We start from the raw sequence: 17,572 nt of genomic DNA, 5'->3' as shown, positions 1-17,572 counted from the left end.
GCCGTGTCGTTGCCGGACATCGACCTGTCCCGAGTCCGATCGCCCATCCCAGATTGGCTAGCCACACAACCCGCCAAACTGTGTTTTGGGTGCTGATCTACGTATCCGCATTGGTGGCGTGTATGGTCCTCTCGCGATCCGCAATAGCGGCGTCGCCCGATGCCAGCGTTTCTCAACCGGATCCTCGCAAGAAGATCCAATTGGACGTCTACCCCGAAACCATTTCGCTCAATTCCGGGTCCGATTTCCAATCCTTCGTTGCGGTGCTGCGACGAGACGACGGCGTCACGTTGGACGTCACTGATCGCGTCCGCTGGACGGTCGAGAACGAATCGCTCGCGAAAATTGACGGTCACATCCTACGCCCGCTTGCCGACGGCGAAACCGTGCTGGCGGCCCGATACGACGGCGGCCTGGTGCGGGTTCCCGTCAAAGTCGAAAAGGCGGCCACGATCCCGCCAATCAGTTTCATCAAAGACGTGATGCCGGTACTCACGCGATCAGGCTGCAACACGGGTTCGTGTCACGGCGCCGCACGAGGCAAAGACGGTTTCCGCCTAAGCCTGTTCGGCTTTGACCCTCAAGGTGATTACCAGCGCATCACTCGTGAGATCGGAGTTCGTCGCATCAACCTCGCGTTACCCGCCGAAAGCCTGTTTTTGAAGAAGGCGATTGGCGCGGTCCCTCACACCGGCGGAAAACTGTTTGACGTCGACAGCGACTACTACGCGACGCTGCATCGTTGGTTGCAGGCGGGCGCAAAAAACGATCCTGCCGATGCCATGCCGCCCGCGGTTGAGTCGGTAGCGATCTATCCTGAGCAAGCAGTTCTCGAAGGTGAGGGGGCGCTACAGCGAATGGTTACGGTCGCAACGTACGCTGACGGTACCACGCGAGACCTCAGTCGCCTCGCGGCGTTCTCAACCAATAACTCCTCCGTCGCTGCGATCGAACAGGACGGTGTCGTGACGGCGGACTCACGTGGCGAAGCATTCGTGATGGCTCGCTTTGACACGCACACCGTCGGCAGCCAAATCCTCACGCTTCCCGCGGGTTTGAAATACACGCCGCCCAAGTCGCAGCCGAGCAACTACGTCGATGAACTCGTTGATAAGAAACTGCAACAATTGCGGATTTTGCCGAGCCCTCCGTGCACCGATGAAGAGTTCATTCGTCGTCTGACCATCGACGTGACAGGCCTGCTGCCGACCGAAGAGGAAGTCCTCCGATTTATCGCGGACCCCGCGGCGGACAAACGGGAAGCGTTGGTGGATCAGTTACTCGCTAAAAAAGAATTCAGCGAGATTTGGGCGATGAAATTCGCGCAATTGCTGATGATCAAAAGCAGCAACACGGTCAGCAAGAAATCGGCACTTCTGTACGCAAACTGGTTGATCGACCAATTCGCACGAAACGTCCCGATCAACGAGATGGTGCACGATCTCCTGACGAGCACCGGTGGAACGTTTGGGGAACCCGCCACCAATTTCTATCAAATCGAGCGGGACACGCTAAAGACCTCCGAAAACGTCGCTCAAGTTTTCATGGGGATCCGTACGCAGTGTGCTCAATGCCACAACCATCCCTTCGATCGCTGGACCATGGACGACTACTATGGCTTCGCCGCATTCTTTGCCCAAGTCGGACGAAAACAAGCCGAAGACTATCGTGAACAGATCGTGTACAACCGGTTCAGCGGTGAGACCAAGCACCCGGTGACCGGTCAAAACGTGGCTCCGAAGCTGCTCGGTGGTCCCGCACCCGAAACACGTGGCAAGGACCGACGCGTCCTGTTGGCGGATTGGTTGGTCTCGCCGGAGAATCCGTTCTTCGCAACCAGTATCGCAAACCGAGTTTGGGCACACTACATGGGTGTGGGCATCGTCGATCAAGTCGATGATTTCCGCGTCAGCAATCCGGCCACCAACCCGGAACTGCTCGATAAACTCGGCGAAAAGCTGATCGAATACAACTACGACTTCCGCAAATTAGTGCGAGACATCTGCGTCAGCCGTGCCTACGAGCGTAGTTGTCAGACCAACGAAACGAACGCGCACGACACACGCAATTACGCCCACGCGGTGATTCGACGAATCCCTGCTGAAAGCCTTCTCGATTGCATCTGCCAGGTAACCGAGTCGAACGAAAAGTTCAGCGGATTGCCTCTAGGAAGTCGCGCCGTGCAGATCGCCGACGGTGCGGTTTCGAATTACTTCCTGAACACGTTCGGACGATCACCACGGACAACCGTTTGTGATTGTGAAGCGACAACGGATCCCTCGCTGTCCCAAGCATTGCATTTGCTCAACGGGGATACCGTTTCGAATAAGATCAGTTCTGGAAACGTGATCAAGAAATGGCTCACTCAGGAAAAATTGACTCATGACCAGATTCTCGATCGGATCTATCTCCGTTCGCTGAGCCGAATGCCTGACCAAGCCGAACGAGACGAAGTCTTGGCGATGTTGGCGGAAGAAAACGCCGACGCCCAACAGATTTTCGAGGACGTGTTTTGGGCCGTGCTCAACGGTCGCGAATTTGTATTCAATCACTGAGCCATACTCCATGAATTCCATTCGATTGATTGCGGCCGCTTCACTCGGCCTGTCCTTCCTCGGCGCATCGACAACGCTCGCGACCGCCGCCGAAGGCAGCCCCGCGAAGGTGACCTATGAAGACGACGTCAAGCCGATTTTTAGACAACACTGCATGACCTGTCACAACCAAAGTGACAAACGTGGTGGATTGGCGATTGATTCCTACGGCGCGCTGATGGAAGGCGGCGGTAGTGGTGAAGTCGTTTATGACGATGGCGATGTGGACGCCAGTCGGTTGTGGCAACTCGTCAACCACGATGACACGCCGGTCATGCCGCCTGAACAGCCCAAGATCCCTGCCGAACAGTTGGCGATCTTGAAAGCATGGATCGAAGGTGGCATCCTCGAAAATTCAGGCAGCCAAGCCAAAGCAAAGAAGAAAAACGCCTTGGCGTTTGCGGCCCCTTCGACGGGCAAGCCGGAAGGGCCACCGCCGATGCCTAAAACCCTTCCTCAAAAAGTTCCGGTCGTCACCGAGCGAGCCTCCGCAGTCACTGCGATCGGTGCCAGCCCCTGGGCTCCGCTGATTGCCGTAGCCGGTCAAAAACAGATCGTGCTGTACCACGCCGATACCGCCGAACTGCTAGGCATTCTTCCGTTTGAAGAAGGAATCCCCCAATCGCTGCGATTCAGCCGTGATGGCCGCTACCTGATCGCGGGCGGCGGTGAACACAGTGTGCGTGGAATCGCGGCGGTGTATGAGATTGAAACCGGATCGCGGGTCGCGACGGTCGGCGATGAATACGACGTCGTCTTTGATGCCGACTGTAACGATACGATGTCGCGAATCGCGCTCGGTGGCCCGCAAAAGATGCTGCGAATCTTTGACGCCACCGATGGCGCTCTGTTGTTCGACCTGAAGAAGCACACCGACTGGATTTACGCGGTCGCGTTCAGCCCCGATGGCGTCTTGGTGGCATCGGGAGATCGCAGCGGCGGGTTAGTCGTCTGGGAGGCCGCTACGGGACGACAATTCCTCGATCTGACGGATCACAAAGGTGCCATCAACTCAATCTCGTGGCGTGACGACTCCAACGTGCTCGCCAGCGCAAGTGATGACGGAACTGTAAAATTGTGGGACATGATCGCCGGCAAAGCAATCAAGTCGATCAACGTCGGAGGCGGCGCCGTGATGGCAGTCCGCTTCGATCACAAAGGCCAACTCGTCACCGCCTCGAAGGATCGGAAGGTTCGACTTTGGGACGCGTCGGGTAACAAGATCAAAGAGTTCCCACCGACGCCCGAAGCGGCACTCGAAGCTGCGATCACGCACGATTCAACCCGCGTCGCGTATGGCGATTGGACCGGAACGGTTCAGATCACGACCATCGCCGACCCACCGGTGACAACACCACTGGCCGCCAATCCTCCACCCGCGGCCGAACGATTGAAAGCCGTCGAACAAACACTCGCGTCCATCCGCACGCAGCTCGAACCGTTGTCCAAATCCCAACAGGAGATGAAAACAAAACTCGACGCGGCGGTGAAAGCACTCAACGACGCGGAGGCGGCGCACAAAGCCAGCATCGCGGCGGTTGAGCAAAGCAAAGCGACCGAGGTTTCGCTGCGTGAGCAATCAAAACAGTTGTCTGAAAAACTACCAGCCTTGATCACCAGCTCGCGAGATCAGCACGACAGAGTGATCGCCGCGAGGTTGTCGCTGGGTGATGCCCCTGACGCGGCCAAGATCGAGATCGTCGCCGCGGTGGAATCGAACCTAGCCAATCTGTTGTCACAAATCGCACAAACCCGACGCGACTCAGTCAGCCGATTAGCAGAGGCCGACAAAGAGAAAAACCGGACGGCGGAACTAGCGGCTAAGATCAAACCAGCCGAGGCAATCGTCGTTCAAAAGAAAGCTGGCGTCGATGCCGCACAGAAAGCGTGGGAGCAAGCCAAGCAGGCCCACGACGCGGTCGCCGCTCAGATGAGCGAACAAGAGCGTAAGAAGCAGCAACTCGTTGCCGCGATTCAATAAGCAACCGCACTTCGTTCGTACGGATTGCTTCAAGATCGAAGTTCTTCGAGCGACCTATTGTCGCTCGCTGGTGCCGATTCAGCCGGTTCGCATAATGATCGGTCAGAACTTCTAAGTCCACGATTGATGGGGGTGGCTCGTTGGAGTCGATTCACATCAACCGAGAGGGCAGAACAATTGTTTCGACTTCTCCGCTGGCAAAGCACCCCAGGGGAACAAACAATTGTTCTGCGTTGCGATTCAAAGTGTCGACTTACGACGCGGCGACGTCGACTCGGTTTTTCACTTGCCAAAGCACCCCGGCACGACGGATCGTCGGCACCAGTTCGCTTCGCAGTTCTTGATTGGGCAACGTACCGCTAAGAATGACCGCCGTGTTTTCAACCTTGATTTGCAGACGTGCTGCATAAGCCCCGAGTCGCTCGTGAACGCGGAGCATCGATTGAATTCGTTTTAAAGTACGGCCTGCGCGGCTGCTATTTTCGTTCGAAGTATCCATCGTAAAACTCGTTGTGGGCTGAAGGTGGATGGTTCCGTCTATATGTGAATAGCGGAAAACGGGCGTGATTTGTGACACAAAAAACCTCACAAATTGCGAGGTTCATCTGCCAAGATCAAACTGATCTCACCTGTCGATAACGAAGTTAAAGATGCATATGCCGTGCCGACTCTTTACCAGCCGTTGTAGAAAACTGACAAAAAGGCGACACGGCGAGAACTCTCGGGAACATTCTTTCGGGAATCACCACTGGTCGTGGTCGATCGTTTCTTTTCCAGCACGGGTCAGGAGACGCAGGAAGAATTCAGGGCCGGTACTGTTTGTGAAAAACCTTACCGCGCCGTCCGCCATACCGATATGGAATCCGCCTTCCCTCAATTTGCCCAGATGTTGCAGGGGATTCGCTTTGTCGATCTCAATGTCCTCAGGCTTCGACCAGATCACCGCGGCTTCGGCATTCACTTCGAGGATTAAGGCCGAATTACTCAAACCATCGAGGAAATCGCGGAACGCCGTTTTCTCAAGGGGCCGCATGCCCATGTCTTCGCCGACCACCGCCTGCATGACGGTCATCCCAGGTCCGAGCGTAACGCCCGGTGACTGGTAAACCGCGGGCAGCTCTTTGGCCAGCGGAAGGTTGTGCTCGCTATCCCAAGGTTCGTCGAGATGAAACTTCTGATAAAGCGCTTGCTCTTCGATAAATGGCAAAATCGCAACCCGCCAACTCAGCAGAGGTTTGCCATCGTCATCCGTGATCGCTGATTTGGGCAATTGTCTGTAGGCCGAGTGGTAATTATGCATCGCCAGCATGATCTGTTTGATGTTGTTGGAACTACTCATGCGTCGAGCCGCTTGACGTGCTGCTTGAACAGCCGGCAACAACAATCCGACCAAGACACCGGTCGTCGCCACGCTCACGCTCGATTCGACCTCAATCGCCACCTCATCGCCGCGCAACGTCGGCTTCAGATTCTTGGTGATCATGTCGGCCATGCGGTTGGCGTAGCGATCCGTGGCTTCGCGCATCGCCTGGGATTGATCCGAGTTCGCCAGACTGCGGTTGATTTCTGCAATTGCCAACACGCGGGCTGCGACGATCGAATCAATTAGGATCGACTCGATTCGCTGGGCGGCGACCTCGTCGGTGCCCACCAACGCGAGCCGCAAGGCGCCTGACCCCTCACCAAAATCGACATGGACCTTGATCGCATCGGTGAGACCGGGGATTTGCGCGAGCGGTTGAAGATCGGGCGCGAGATTCCCGGCACCCTGCATCGCAACGCCGCTCAGAATCGGGCGGACCTGCTCGGTCACCATCGCGATGGTGAGCCCTGACTGGTGCGTCATCGTCTGCAACAAAGATGGCAATTCACCGGTGCCGTTTTCGGCATTCAACATCGGTCGCATGTAATTCGCGGTACCGACGAAGAGCGTCTGCTCGTCGATCTGCGATATCACGCTTCCTGGCGGCCCATCGATGACATAAGCCTCATGCCCATCGATCTGCACCGGATCCGCGGCGGCATCAATCGCCTCACGCAGAAGTGCATAGTCAGGCGCCGCAGAGAGCGAGATGACGACGCCCACGAGCGGCTGCATGGTTTGGGGATCGAGCGCAACCACCATCTTCACTTCATCGATGTCAAACGGATCGATGCCGAACTGTTCACTCATTTGCACCCGCAGGATTTCGATGGGGAACATCTCAATCATCGGGTTCTCAAACCAGGATGACGGCGACAAAATCATCGTCGCCAATGCGTCGTCGGGAACGTATCGGGTGATGGGGGTCGTTACCGTGGCAGGCTCTTGAGCGGCAGCACGGTGCGATAACGGAAACGCGATCAGAGTCGTCAGCGCGAGCGTCAGTGCACCTACCGAAATCACAGTTCGAGGTCGGGTCATCATTTCCTCCGGAGGACTGGTCGTGGGAGTAGCCGGAGGGTTTGATCCCCCCGTATCGCCCAGTCTAGTGCATTTGGAAAAGCCGGGGGGCACAGCGGGGCTCGATAGAACTTGTTCCACCGTCTGGCGACGGTGGCTACAAGAAAGAGACAACGCCAACGAAAATCACGCCAATAAAAAACCGCCGCGACCCGAAGGCAACGGCGGTATCGTTTGTTAGCAGTTCAGCATCTGGCGATAGCAAAGATAGATGTAGAGCTAAACTTGACGGCTTGGCCGAGAAGTCCGAGCGAGCGACAGAGCGGAGTCTGCCGCCAGGAGAAGATTCAATCGGTCAAGTTTCAATCGTCTCAGTTGTCATCATCTCAAAACGAGGACGACTTGAAGCACCGTGACCGCGTGCTAGCAACCATGGCAGGGCGAGGCACTCACGGGAGCACCACATCCGCCACAACCACTGTTGAGCACGGGCGTCGACATCACTGGAGCCGAGTACACGGGTGAACCGCAGCCGCCTTGCATGACCGAAGGGCCGGTGCTGATGACACCACCGCTGATGATGCCGGTCGACGAACCGCTGCAGCAAGGATTGATGGTCTCTTCCACCAACGTCGGAACCATTTTGCAAACTTGGACGGTTTGCTCTTTGATCACCGTGTGAGGGACGTTGACCACGTACTCTTCGATTTGCTCTTCCGCGACTCGCTCGTAGCGGGTCGTTTGGTAAGGCTCGACGGTGTACTCAGGCACGTTGTACGTGTAGCTGATTTCCTTCGTGCGTTCTTCGGTGGAGTAGGTGACGTAAGGAATCGTTTCGGTCTTGGTGATCGTGTTGTACGTCAAAGTCTTACGCATGCGGGTGCGAGTTTCTTCGTTGTACTGAACGACTTTGCGAGTGCGGGTGCGTGGCTCGTCGACATATTCGACGACCTGTTTGCTGCCCGTACGGGTTTCCGGACGGTAAGCGATCGTGGTGCACTCATACGGAATCTGAGTCGATTCTTGTTCGTACACGGTATAGCTCACGACTTGCGATTCTTTGGTGTTGGTCGTCACGGCAACCGTTTCGGTCGTCACGTTGGGAACCCAGACGCGTTTGGTCGTCGTGGTGGGGGCACAGTTGGTTGCTGCAGGAGCCGAGTAGCTGACGCTGCCGCCGCATCCGCCGTAGCTACCGCCGCCGCAACCGCCACATGCCGAAACGGTGACACAACCGCCGCAGGCCGATCGGCAACCACCGCAACGACATCCGCTGCTATGACTGGTGCCACAACCGCTGGCGTAAACGACATTGGTCGCCACAGGAGCGGCGGGCACTTCAACGATTTGCTCTTCCCAGTGGCCGTAATCCTTCGTGACCGTTTTCATTTCGGTTTTCGGAACGTCGACTTGGATCGTCCGGGTTTTGGTGACAGGAACGGCGTTGACAACCGTCCGGGTCTTTTGGGTCGTTACGGGATAAGGAACGTTCACGGTGTAGGTGAAGGTTTCGTCGCGAAGGCGTGGCACCTTGACGGTGTACTCTTCGGGGACATCGACGAGGGTGGGTACGCGAACCGTGTACTCTTCAGGAACTTCCGACCATTGAGGAACCGTTTCGGTCACGTTGACGGTCTTCTCGCTCTTTGTCGGAACAAGCACGGTGTAGGTGATCGTTTTGGTATCGGTCTTCGATACGTTGGTCACTTTGGTGCGATAGTTTTCCTCGGTAACCGGGACCGTGGTGTAAACGGTCTTGGTGCGGTATTGCGTTTCGGGACGCATTTCCTGCACCGCCACGGGGCGTGTTTCGGTGACGTAGGTCGGCTTCATCACCACGCGATACGCGGTCGTCGGCTCGCACAACGTTTGCGTCGTGGGCACGCTACTGACCGAAACGGACGATCCGTAACTGACGCTCGAACCGTAGCTGTAGCCCGACGGCACGACGTAGCCTTGACCGCAACCAACCGCTCCGCCGCATCCTGTGCTGACAACGGTTGGCGAACTGCCACATGGGTCGGAACAACCACCACATGGTTGACAACGGGCCGCCGCGGTTGTCGCGTAAGAAGCGAGCATCGCGGTCGCGATACCCAGGAAATAGGACATGGATTTCACTGGAGTGTTCCTCAAAGAAAATTTAGTAACAGCCGAAATGGCAACCGCGGGAAAAAGGACCGATATTCCGGGCGATGGCATCCCCCCCAACCACCAGGAAACAAGACTAAACGGAACCACCGCCCGTTCAATCTTCAATCGTCACTTTTTGCGCAAAACAACCAACCGTCAAAAGTGTCGCGGTTTGCCCATACTAACGCAATCGTCAGAGCCCGAACAATCTGCAGGATGCGGAAAAATGACCTAGAACCCGCAGATCGCCCTCGGGTGTTGGTCAGCTGCCTGGGATGCGCCGAAGGTTAAAAAACGTTTCGATTCCCGCTCCAACGGACTTCAAAAGCCCTCTGTAAACGGTTCCAATTCGTCCGGAGTCTCATTTGAAGAACCTTTGTCGATCTCGCCCGAAAGTCACCGGATGTTAAGCAGCCTCTTCCTATCGAACTCAAACCCGCCCCTCGGGGACAAACACATTTGTCCACCTGTCGCTTTCGGGTGCCGACTCGCCGCGCTGGCGATCACGTTTTTCAGCTCGGGTTTGGCTCTGGCAGCCAGCCCGGGGCAGCCCGTCGTCGCCCGGGTTGAGATGAAATTCGCCACCGGCGACGAAGTGGTGGACGTGATCGCGAAAGGAGATTTACTGACCGTGGTGGAGGACCGTGGTGACGACTACGTCATCGTCACGCACGATGGGACGCGCGGAGCCGTCGACAAAGTCAACGCGGTGGAGCTGGCGGAATCGACATCAATTTATACCGAACTGATCGAGGAATTCCCTGACGAAGGACGCTACTACACCCTCCGTGCCTCCGCTTGGTGGGCACTCGGCAAACAGGACGAGGCGCTTGCCGATTTCAATACCGCGATCGAAAAAGGTTACACAGCGGCACACGCCTACAGCAGCCGCGGACTGTTTCTGGCCGCGCGAGGCGAACACCAAGCCGCGATCTCCGACTACGACAAAGCACTCGAAATCGATCCCGACGACGTCACACCGCTGATCAACCGCGCGGCCGTTCACATGGGGCAGGGCGAGTACGAAAAAGCGATTCGCGACTACACCGCCGCGCTCGACGTTCGCAAAAACAACGCCGCGTTATTGCGGCAACGTGCGATCGCCTACAAGGCGGCCGGCCAGCTGGAAAAAGCGATCGCCGACTTCGACAAAATCGTCGACGCCAATGCCGAAGACGTCGCCGCGATCATGGGACGCGGTTACATCCGATTCCAACAACGCGAATTCGCCGCCGCCGCTGCCGACTTTTCAGCCGCTTTGGAAATGAACGACGAGGATCCGGTCGCTTGGAACAACCGAGGCTACAACCGTTACCAACTCGGCAAAACCGCGGCCGCGTTGGAAGACTATGACCGCGCGATCGAATTGGCTCCCAACTACGCGCTCGCTCACCAGAACCGGGCTTGGCTGCTCGCCACGACGGACGACAAATCGTTGCGTGACCCGAAGGCGGCCATCGAATCGGCTGAGAAAGCGTGCGAGATCAACGCATACGGGAACATCGGGGATCTCTCAGCCCTGGCGGCCGCCCACGCTGCTGCGGGCAATTTCAAAGACGCCGTCGGTTGGCAAGAAAAGGTGGTTGAGATCGCACCGGCGGATGTCAAAGAGTTTGCCGAAAAAATGCTGACTCGATACCGAAACGAGAAACCGTACATCGCCGACCCCGTCGCCGCGGAACAAGTTGAAGAAGAAGCCGCCGAGGCAGCCGCTGCCGCTGAGGCAGAAAAGAAGAACGAGGCCGCCATCCGCGACGCAGTCGAGAAGCTCGAGCAAGAGGCTAAAAGGAATGCCAAAGCCGACGCGGAATCGGAGTGAATCGGTAAGCAGGCACATAGAAGTGATTCGGTATAACGACAATNNTTCGCGGCAGTTTCGCCAGATGACTCCTGCAGACCTGCTTAGATCGCCCGCGTTCAGGCGGGCGGATACAGATCCGCAAACACGACCGCCATCGCGTCGGCATACGCGTCGGGATCTCCTTCGCAATCCCGCCAAGCCTCGACTTTGGCTTCCTCAAAACTGATCGCCACGTCGGGATTCGATCGCAGATAATCACGCAGCCGGGTGGTCTGTCGCAATAATGGTGACCCCTGAGTGACGGCATAAATCCGATGCGTGATCTCGCCGTGGCGAGGTTTTTGCAAGGCAACCTGACCGCCGCCACCGAGTTTTGCCCATTCGGGCATTTCGACGCGAAGGAAGTTCAACCCTTCGATCAACTCGGCCGATTCCGATAAATCGACCGGATCGGCGACGACCGCGATGGCATCGACGATCGGCCTGGCGATGATCCCGCTGATCGCGGTGGAGCCGATATGTTCGACGGCAACGACACGGCCCTCACAGCATTGCAGGATACTACTGCGAGTCTGCTCGAACTCTTGCCGCCATCTCGCATCGTGGTGCATCAGGCGAACGCGGCCGGGCTCGCCGTCGTCGTTGAAATCCGTGCCCCGCCAATGAGGTTGTGTCAAAGCGTGCCGACCTCCGCGAACCGATTGAAAATTGAACTCTAGGGGCTGATTTCGATGATCGCCCGTCTCGGTTATAACCCCAGGGCACCGGTGAACGCGACCGAGTCGCCGACGCCTGTCATTTCCCCTCCTTTCAACCAACACCATCGCCAGTGACTTCGACCGAAACCACCACGTCCTCAGCCTTCCCCCAAAGTGACGCCTTGGTCGGTGTGATCATGGGCAGCCGTAACGATTGGGAAACGATGTCGGCGGCGTGCGAGATCCTCGCTCAGTTTGAAATCCCGTTTGAAAAATCGGTGGTTTCCGCCCACCGGACGCCGGAGCGGATGTTTCAGTACGCTCAAACGGCGCGTGATCGCGGGTTGCGGATCATCATCGCGGGAGCCGGCGGCGCCGCCCATTTGCCGGGCATGGTGGCCTCCGAAACGATCCTTCCGGTGATTGGGGTGCCGATCCAAAGCCGTGCTCTGCAGGGACTCGATTCGCTCCTGTCGATTGTTCAGATGCCCGGTGGCATCCCAGTTGCAACGATGGCGATCGGAAAAGCGGGCGCCAAAAACGCCGGGATTCTCGCCGCCCGCATGCTCGCCATGACCGACGATGCGTTGGCGAAACGCGTCGAAGCGTTCGTCCGGCAACAGCACGACGACGTGATCGCCAGTGCTGACCTGAGCGATATCTGACTTTTTGCGTTCACATCAACTCGTTGATCAACGTTTCACTCTGACGTTTCTGTTTAGCGTTCTCGACGGAAGGCCCGCGTTTTATGAATTCGACTATCAGCCCCATCATGCCGGGTTCCACAATCGGAATGGTCGGCGGCGGCCAACTCGGCCGAATGTTCGCCATCGCCGCCGCCAAACTCGGATATCGGGTCGGGGTGTTTTGCGGCAGCAGCGACGAACCGGCCGCCGACGTCGCATCCTTCACAGTTTGCGGCCCCCTCGAAGATCATTCGGCGATCGAAATTTTCGCCCGCCGCTGCGACGTGATCACGCTCGAGTTTGAAAACATCCCGGCCGAAACCATTGCCGCCTGCGGTCGTCACGCCCCCACTTTTCCCGATGCCTCCGTGCTCGCGACGGCTCAAGATCGACTGCGGGAAAAATCAACGCTCCGCGACGCCGGATTGCCCGTCACGCCGTTCGCACCGGTCACCAATGCGGAACAGGCCTGTCAGGCAGCGGAACAGTTTGGTTGGCCTGTGATCGTCAAAACCCAGCGAAGCGGCTACGACGGCAAAGGCCAACACCGCTTGAACAACGCCGCTGACGCCGAGGCGGTCGATTGGCAGGCCGGCGGGGAATGGATCGCCGAAGCGATGATTGATTTTGAACGTGAGGTTTCCGTCGTGGTGTCGCGCCGCGCCGATGGCGTCTCGACGACGTTCCCGGTCTTTGAAAATGGCCATCGCAATCACATTCTCGACCTGACGACGCTGCCAGCGGCGATCACATCGCAAACGCAGGCCAGGGCTCGCGAGATCGCGATGGAAGCGACCCGTTGTTTGGATGTCGTCGGTCTGCTGTGCGTCGAGATGTTTATCCAAAACGTCGATGGTGAGCAGCAAATCTACATCAACGAAGTCGCGCCACGGCCTCACAACTCGGGTCACGTTACGATCGAAGCGTGCCGCACGAGCCAATTCGAACAGCACGTCCGCGCGATCTGCGGCCTGCCTCTCGGGGACACGGCAATGATCACACCCGCCGCCGCGATGATCAATCTGCTCGGCGATTGGTGGGGTGCTAACGGAGAACAACCGAACTGGCCCGCCGCGTTGTCCGTTGATGGTGTTTCGCTGCACCTGTACGGCAAACACGCCGCGCGGCCGGGACGAAAGATGGGGCACATGACAGCGGTCGGCTCGTCACTTGATGAGATCACCGAACGCTTGCACCGGGCCCGCAACGCACTCGCGTAGTTCCATCGCCCGAACAATCCAAACTGAGTGATTGGTTGTCGCGACCATCGTTGCGACAACCAGCAATTCGATAATCATTGTCCCTTTTCAATAGAACGACCGTCTGAATGAGTATCCCCATCTCCGCCGACGCATCTTCCCGTCCTCACGACACGCTGCGGGAAGTGCAAATCCAACGCGGCTATCTGGAATCCAATCCGGCGAGCGTGCTGTATCGCAGCGGCAAGACGATTGTGTTGTGCACGGCATCGGTCGAACACAGCGTCCCACCGTGGATGGCTGGCCGCGGCAAAGGCTGGGTCACCGCCGAGTACAACATGCTACCCGGCAGCACGAGCCCTCGGAAACGCCGTGACCGGGGCGGGAAAGTCGACGGCCGCACGACCGAAATCCAGCGATTGATTGGGCGCAGTTTGCGAGCGGTTACCAACTTGGAAGCACTCGGCGAACGATCGATCACGGTCGATTGCGACGTCTTGCAGGCCGACGGCGGAACACGCACCGCATCCATCACGGGCGGATTCATTGCACTTTCGCTCGCCGTGGCCGACCTCGCCGCCAACCCAGACCCTGATCCCGAAGCCAAACCGGTGGTCGTCGCCGACGTCTTGCCACGCAGTGTCGCGGCGGTCAGTGTCGGCGTGGTCAACGGCGACGTCGTCTTGGATCTCGACTACGTGCTCGACTCCGCCGCTGACGTCGACATGAATGTCGTGATGACTGGAGACGGTCGCTTCATCGAAATTCAAGGCACTGGCGAAGAGGCAACGTTCGACGACGAACAGCTCGCTCGCATGCTCAGCCTCGCCAAGAAAGGCATCCGCGAACTGACCGAATTACAAAAAGAAGCGGTCCGTTAAGCGGCTCATGACGCAACATCCATCGCGGCAATCATCCGCGATTTCCCATAAGGAGCAGAGGATGTTATTGCACACTCACTCAGTCCGGCATCGGTCGCCGCATATGCTCGTAGGCACCGGGCGTCGCTAACCGTCCCCGGCGAGTCCGCACCAACAGTTCGCTGCGTAGCAGGAACGGCTCGACTTCGTCCTCGAGCGTGTCGCCACTGACGTTCATCGTGTGAGCGATCGCATCGAGCCCCGCGGGGCCACCCAAGAACACTCGCATTAACGTGTCGAGATAGTTGCGGTCCTGCTTGTCGAGCCCGAGGGCGTCGATCCCGATCATGTCGAGCGCGGCCCGAGTGATCTCCTGGTTAACTTTTCCGTTCGCTTTGCTCTGCGCGTAATCACGCACCCACAGCAGACGATTGTTGGCCAGTCGTGGCGTGCTACGAGAGCGGTCCGCGATGACTCCGGCGGACAGATCGTCGACTTTGATCGACAGTTTCTTCGAGTTGCGGTGAACGATCTCCGAAAGCTCTTCACGCGTGTACCAGCCGAGGTGCTCGCGAATTTGAAAACGATCACGCAGCGGAGCACTCAGCATTCCGGCGCGGGTGGTCGCCCCGATGAGCGTGAACGGTTTGAGCTGGAGGTTCAAGGTTCGGGCGTTGACGCCGTCACCCAAGACCACGTCGATGCGGTAGTCTTCCATGGCGGTGTAGAGATACTCCTCGACCGCCTTGGGAACGCGGTGAATTTCGTCGATAAACAGCACCGACCCTTCGGAAACATTCGTCAGGTAGGGCAGCAGATCTTTGGGAGCGCGAAGTCCGGCACCGTTGGCCATTTGGACCGTCGTGTTCATTTCGGCGGGAATGACGGTCGCGAACGTTGTCTTGCCCAGCCCGGGAGGACCATCAAACAGGATGTGCCCGAGCGGCTCGCCCCGTGACTGGGCCGCGTCGATCGCGATCTTCAAACGTTCGATCACGTCGCGTTGCCCGACCATCTCATCCATCCGATGAGGCCGCAATTTGACGTCGGTCTCGCCGCGCGGTGCGGGCTGGTCACTACTCGCTGCGGGAGCGCCCTTTGGCGGTTTCCCCGGCGGCCCTTTTGATTGGGACCCGATGGGTGACGGACCGTGGTTATCGAGCGCATTGCCGCGCCGTTCTGGGTCGGATTGTTGGTAAATTGCTTCACGTGCCATCGTGGATTCCGTCGAGCGATCTCTCAAATCAGTGCGTTCTGCTTCGGTTACTGTAGCGGTCGAGCCGCCATCGTTGGTAGTTCACTTCCCTGGCACGGCTGTATTCTCGCGCGAGAATGCGAGGTAAATTGCCATTATTGTGAGTGATAGGAACATGTCGGAATCCCCATCGGATCAGCCGCTCCCCGTGGACAGTGCTGACGAAACGCAGTCTGAGCGGGCATGTGCGGACATGTCCGATCCGCAGTGGATCGCCCGCTACGAGCCCTACTTGAAGATGCTCGCCCGGACCCACATGCGGGCCGCCTACCGGGCCAAAATCGGCACCTCTGACATCGTCCAGCAAGCCATGCTGCACGCCGTCGGCGCAATCGGGCAATTTCGCGGCGGCACAGAAGCCGAGCTGCGGGCGTGGCTCAGGCAGATCCTCGTTCGTCAAATCTGCCACCTCGACCGCGACCTGCACCGCGATAAACGCGACGTACGACGCGAGCGGTCCATCGAACAGAAACTCGCTCAATCGTCGATGCGGCTCGAAGGACTGCTCGTCGCGGACCAGGCCACGCCGAGCCAAGTCGCGATCGTCGGGGAAAACGTGACGGCCCTAGCCGCCGCCGTCGAACGCCTCCCCGACGGACAGCGTCAAGCAATCGAATTGCACTACCTCGAAGGATTAAAATTAGTCGAAGTCGCCGAAGCATTAGGAAAAACCACCGGTGCAGTCGCCGGTCTGCTGCACCGCGGCATGAAACAACTTCGCGCCGACTGGGAAGCGTCGCAGCACAAACCGATGGGAGGCGGTGCATCGTGACCCAACCGGACAACCAAGACGTTCCCAACGAAAACTCGGATCCGGATTCCGGACATCTCGACGAATCCGAGCGAACCGAGGAGGGCTCCGCACGAACAGACGACTCTGCCCGGCTCGAGGAAACCGAACCCGAAACCTCCGAACTGGCGGAGGAAAACCATCAGGGGGACGACTTCGACGACGAACCCGAGAACGAGTTCGATGACGACGAGGACGCATTCTCACTTGAAGAACTCGGGGCAGCCTACAAGCACATTGTCGCCAGATCCGACTCCGAGGACGGCGGCGACGCGATCGAAATCGGCGAGGTCTTGCAGCGGGAGCACTTGATCGCGGCGCAAGCTAACGAGCCCAACGAGACGGAATCAGACGAAGCCGAAAACGTCGACCAGCAATCGGCCCCGGTCCCGTCCGAAGGCGACGAGGAGCCCGAGAGCACCGCCACCCCCGAAGCGATCATTGAAGCCGCGTTGTTTGTCGGAAACCCCAACAGCAACGGCATCACCGCGGCCCGATTGGCCTCGATCATGAGAGGCATGACACCCGAAGAAGTGGTCGAGATCATCGACTCGCTCAACGCGTCCTACAAAGCTCATCGCCAGGGCATCCGCATCGCGCAAGACGAATCGGGATACCGAATCGTGGTCGCCCCGGAAGTGGAATCGATGCGGCATGTTTTCACAGGCAAAGTCCGCGAAACGCGGCTCAGCCAGGGTGCGATCGAAGTCCTCTCACTGGTCGCGTATCAACCCGGGATCACCGCGCCGCAGTGCACCGACAAACGTGGACGCGACAGCGGTCCGCTACTCAACCAAATGGTCCGTCGCCGCCTGATCGAAATGCGGCGTGAGCCCGAAGTGGCACCGGAGACGTCCAAAACCGCGACGGCAAGTGATGAAGCCGAAACCCCTGAGGCAGCCCCCAAAGCTGGCAAAAAGCCTCCAAAACCCAAATTGGTGTCGAAGTTCTACCCCGCCGAAAGATTGCTCGTCTTGCTCGGCCTGGAATCGCTCGAGGACCTTCCTCAGGTCGAAGAAGTGCACCTGGAGTAACAACCTCTCAGAGCATTATCGGAAACGACACGCTCCTGAGAGGTCGCTAGGTTCGCCAGAACTTGGTCCACCGTCTGGCGACGGTGGCTACTGCAAGAATGTTTATAGCGGAACGGCGCGAGCCGTCCGGTCCCGCGATACCGGACGGCTCGCGCCGT

Annotated in this window: 14 protein-coding genes; 9 read left to right on the top strand and 5 right to left on the bottom strand. The window is 58.1% G+C overall.

Features of this window, described 5'->3' with window-relative positions:
* Positions 1 to 122: 122 nt before the first annotated feature.
* Both NB063_RS09760 and NB063_RS09755 read left to right on the top strand, forming a co-directional pair.
* Positions 123 to 2,555 (top strand): DUF1549 and DUF1553 domain-containing protein, encoded by a 2,433-nt coding sequence (locus NB063_RS09760; RefSeq protein WP_250928607.1) that lies wholly within the window; start codon positions 123 to 125, stop codon positions 2,553 to 2,555.
* A 10-nt stretch (positions 2,556 to 2,565) separates the two neighbouring features.
* Entirely contained in the window at positions 2,566 to 4,575 is a 2,010-nt protein-coding gene (locus NB063_RS09755) for a c-type cytochrome domain-containing protein (protein WP_250928539.1), read from the top strand.
* A 253-nt stretch (positions 4,576 to 4,828) separates the two neighbouring features.
* Here NB063_RS09755 and NB063_RS09750 read toward each other — a convergent pair whose 3' ends face one another.
* The 3 genes from NB063_RS09750 to NB063_RS09740 all read right to left on the bottom strand — a co-directional run bounded on the left by NB063_RS09750 (position 4,829) and on the right by NB063_RS09740 (position 9,070).
* Positions 4,829 to 5,074, bottom strand: a complete 246-nt coding sequence (locus NB063_RS09750) for a BON domain-containing protein (protein WP_250928538.1) — start codon at positions 5,072 to 5,074, stop codon at positions 4,829 to 4,831.
* A 243-nt stretch (positions 5,075 to 5,317) separates the two neighbouring features.
* Positions 5,318 to 6,979 carry a DUF1559 domain-containing protein gene (locus NB063_RS09745; protein ID WP_250928537.1) on the bottom strand — a complete coding sequence of 554 codons (1,662 nt, stop codon included), beginning with the start codon at positions 6,977 to 6,979 and terminating at the stop codon, positions 5,318 to 5,320.
* A 402-nt stretch (positions 6,980 to 7,381) separates the two neighbouring features.
* On the bottom strand, positions 7,382 to 9,070 hold the full coding sequence (locus tag NB063_RS09740) for a ferredoxin (RefSeq protein ID WP_250928606.1): 1,689 nt from the start codon (positions 9,068 to 9,070) through the stop codon (positions 7,382 to 7,384).
* Between NB063_RS09740 and NB063_RS09735 the strand changes: the two genes are divergently transcribed.
* A complete protein-coding gene (locus NB063_RS09735) occupies positions 9,069 to 9,326 on the top strand; it encodes a hypothetical protein (protein WP_250928536.1) in 258 nt (85 codons plus the stop codon). The two genes, NB063_RS09740 and NB063_RS09735, sit on opposite strands and share 2 nt — an antisense overlap.
* 168 nt (positions 9,327 to 9,494) lie before the next feature.
* Positions 9,495 to 10,910, top strand: a complete 1,416-nt coding sequence (locus tag NB063_RS09730) for a tetratricopeptide repeat protein (protein ID WP_250928535.1) — start codon at positions 9,495 to 9,497, stop codon at positions 10,908 to 10,910.
* Positions 10,911 to 11,008: 98 nt separating this feature from the next.
* On the opposite strand, the gene NB063_RS09725 is transcribed toward NB063_RS09730, so the two are convergent.
* Positions 11,009 to 11,569, bottom strand: a complete 561-nt coding sequence (locus tag NB063_RS09725; RefSeq protein ID WP_250928534.1) for a GrpB family protein — start codon at positions 11,567 to 11,569, stop codon at positions 11,009 to 11,011.
* A gap of 218 nt (positions 11,570 to 11,787) precedes the next feature.
* On the opposite strand from NB063_RS09725, the gene purE reads away from it, so the two are divergent.
* The 3 genes from purE (at position 11,788) to rph (ending at position 14,356) form a co-directional block, all read left to right on the top strand.
* A complete protein-coding gene (gene purE / locus NB063_RS09720) occupies positions 11,788 to 12,255 on the top strand; it encodes a 5-(carboxyamino)imidazole ribonucleotide mutase (protein ID WP_250928605.1) in 468 nt (155 codons plus the stop codon).
* A gap of 83 nt (positions 12,256 to 12,338) precedes the next feature.
* On the top strand, positions 12,339 to 13,496 hold the full coding sequence (locus NB063_RS09715) for a 5-(carboxyamino)imidazole ribonucleotide synthase (protein ID WP_250928533.1): 1,158 nt from the start codon (positions 12,339 to 12,341) through the stop codon (positions 13,494 to 13,496).
* 107 nt (positions 13,497 to 13,603) lie between these two features.
* Positions 13,604 to 14,356 (top strand): ribonuclease PH, encoded by a 753-nt coding sequence (rph, locus tag NB063_RS09710; RefSeq protein WP_250928532.1) that lies wholly within the window; start codon positions 13,604 to 13,606, stop codon positions 14,354 to 14,356.
* Between the two features lie 79 nt (positions 14,357 to 14,435).
* On the opposite strand, the gene ruvB is transcribed toward rph, so the two are convergent.
* Positions 14,436 to 15,551, bottom strand: a complete 1,116-nt coding sequence (ruvB, locus tag NB063_RS09705; RefSeq protein WP_250928531.1) for a Holliday junction branch migration DNA helicase RuvB — start codon at positions 15,549 to 15,551, stop codon at positions 14,436 to 14,438.
* 232 nt (positions 15,552 to 15,783) lie between these two features.
* Between ruvB and NB063_RS09700 the strand changes: the two genes are divergently transcribed.
* Together NB063_RS09700 and NB063_RS09695 are read left to right on the top strand one after the other, a co-directional pair.
* The gene (locus NB063_RS09700) at positions 15,784 to 16,362 is read left to right on the top strand and encodes a sigma-70 family RNA polymerase sigma factor (protein ID WP_322975104.1); all 579 of its coding nucleotides are present in this window, start codon (positions 15,784 to 15,786) and stop codon (positions 16,360 to 16,362) included.
* A complete protein-coding gene (locus tag NB063_RS09695) occupies positions 16,359 to 17,414 on the top strand; it encodes an SMC-Scp complex subunit ScpB (RefSeq protein WP_250928529.1) in 1,056 nt (351 codons plus the stop codon). Before NB063_RS09700 ends, NB063_RS09695 begins: the two co-directional genes overlap by 4 nt.
* Positions 17,415 to 17,572 lie beyond the last annotated feature (158 nt).

This window comes from Aporhodopirellula aestuarii, from assembly GCF_023701485.1.
Taxonomy (GTDB): Bacteria; Planctomycetota; Planctomycetia; order Pirellulales; family Pirellulaceae; genus Rhodopirellula; species Rhodopirellula aestuarii.
Note: the sequence above shows the minus strand (reverse complement) of the source record. Positions and strands in the feature narration are given on the sequence as shown.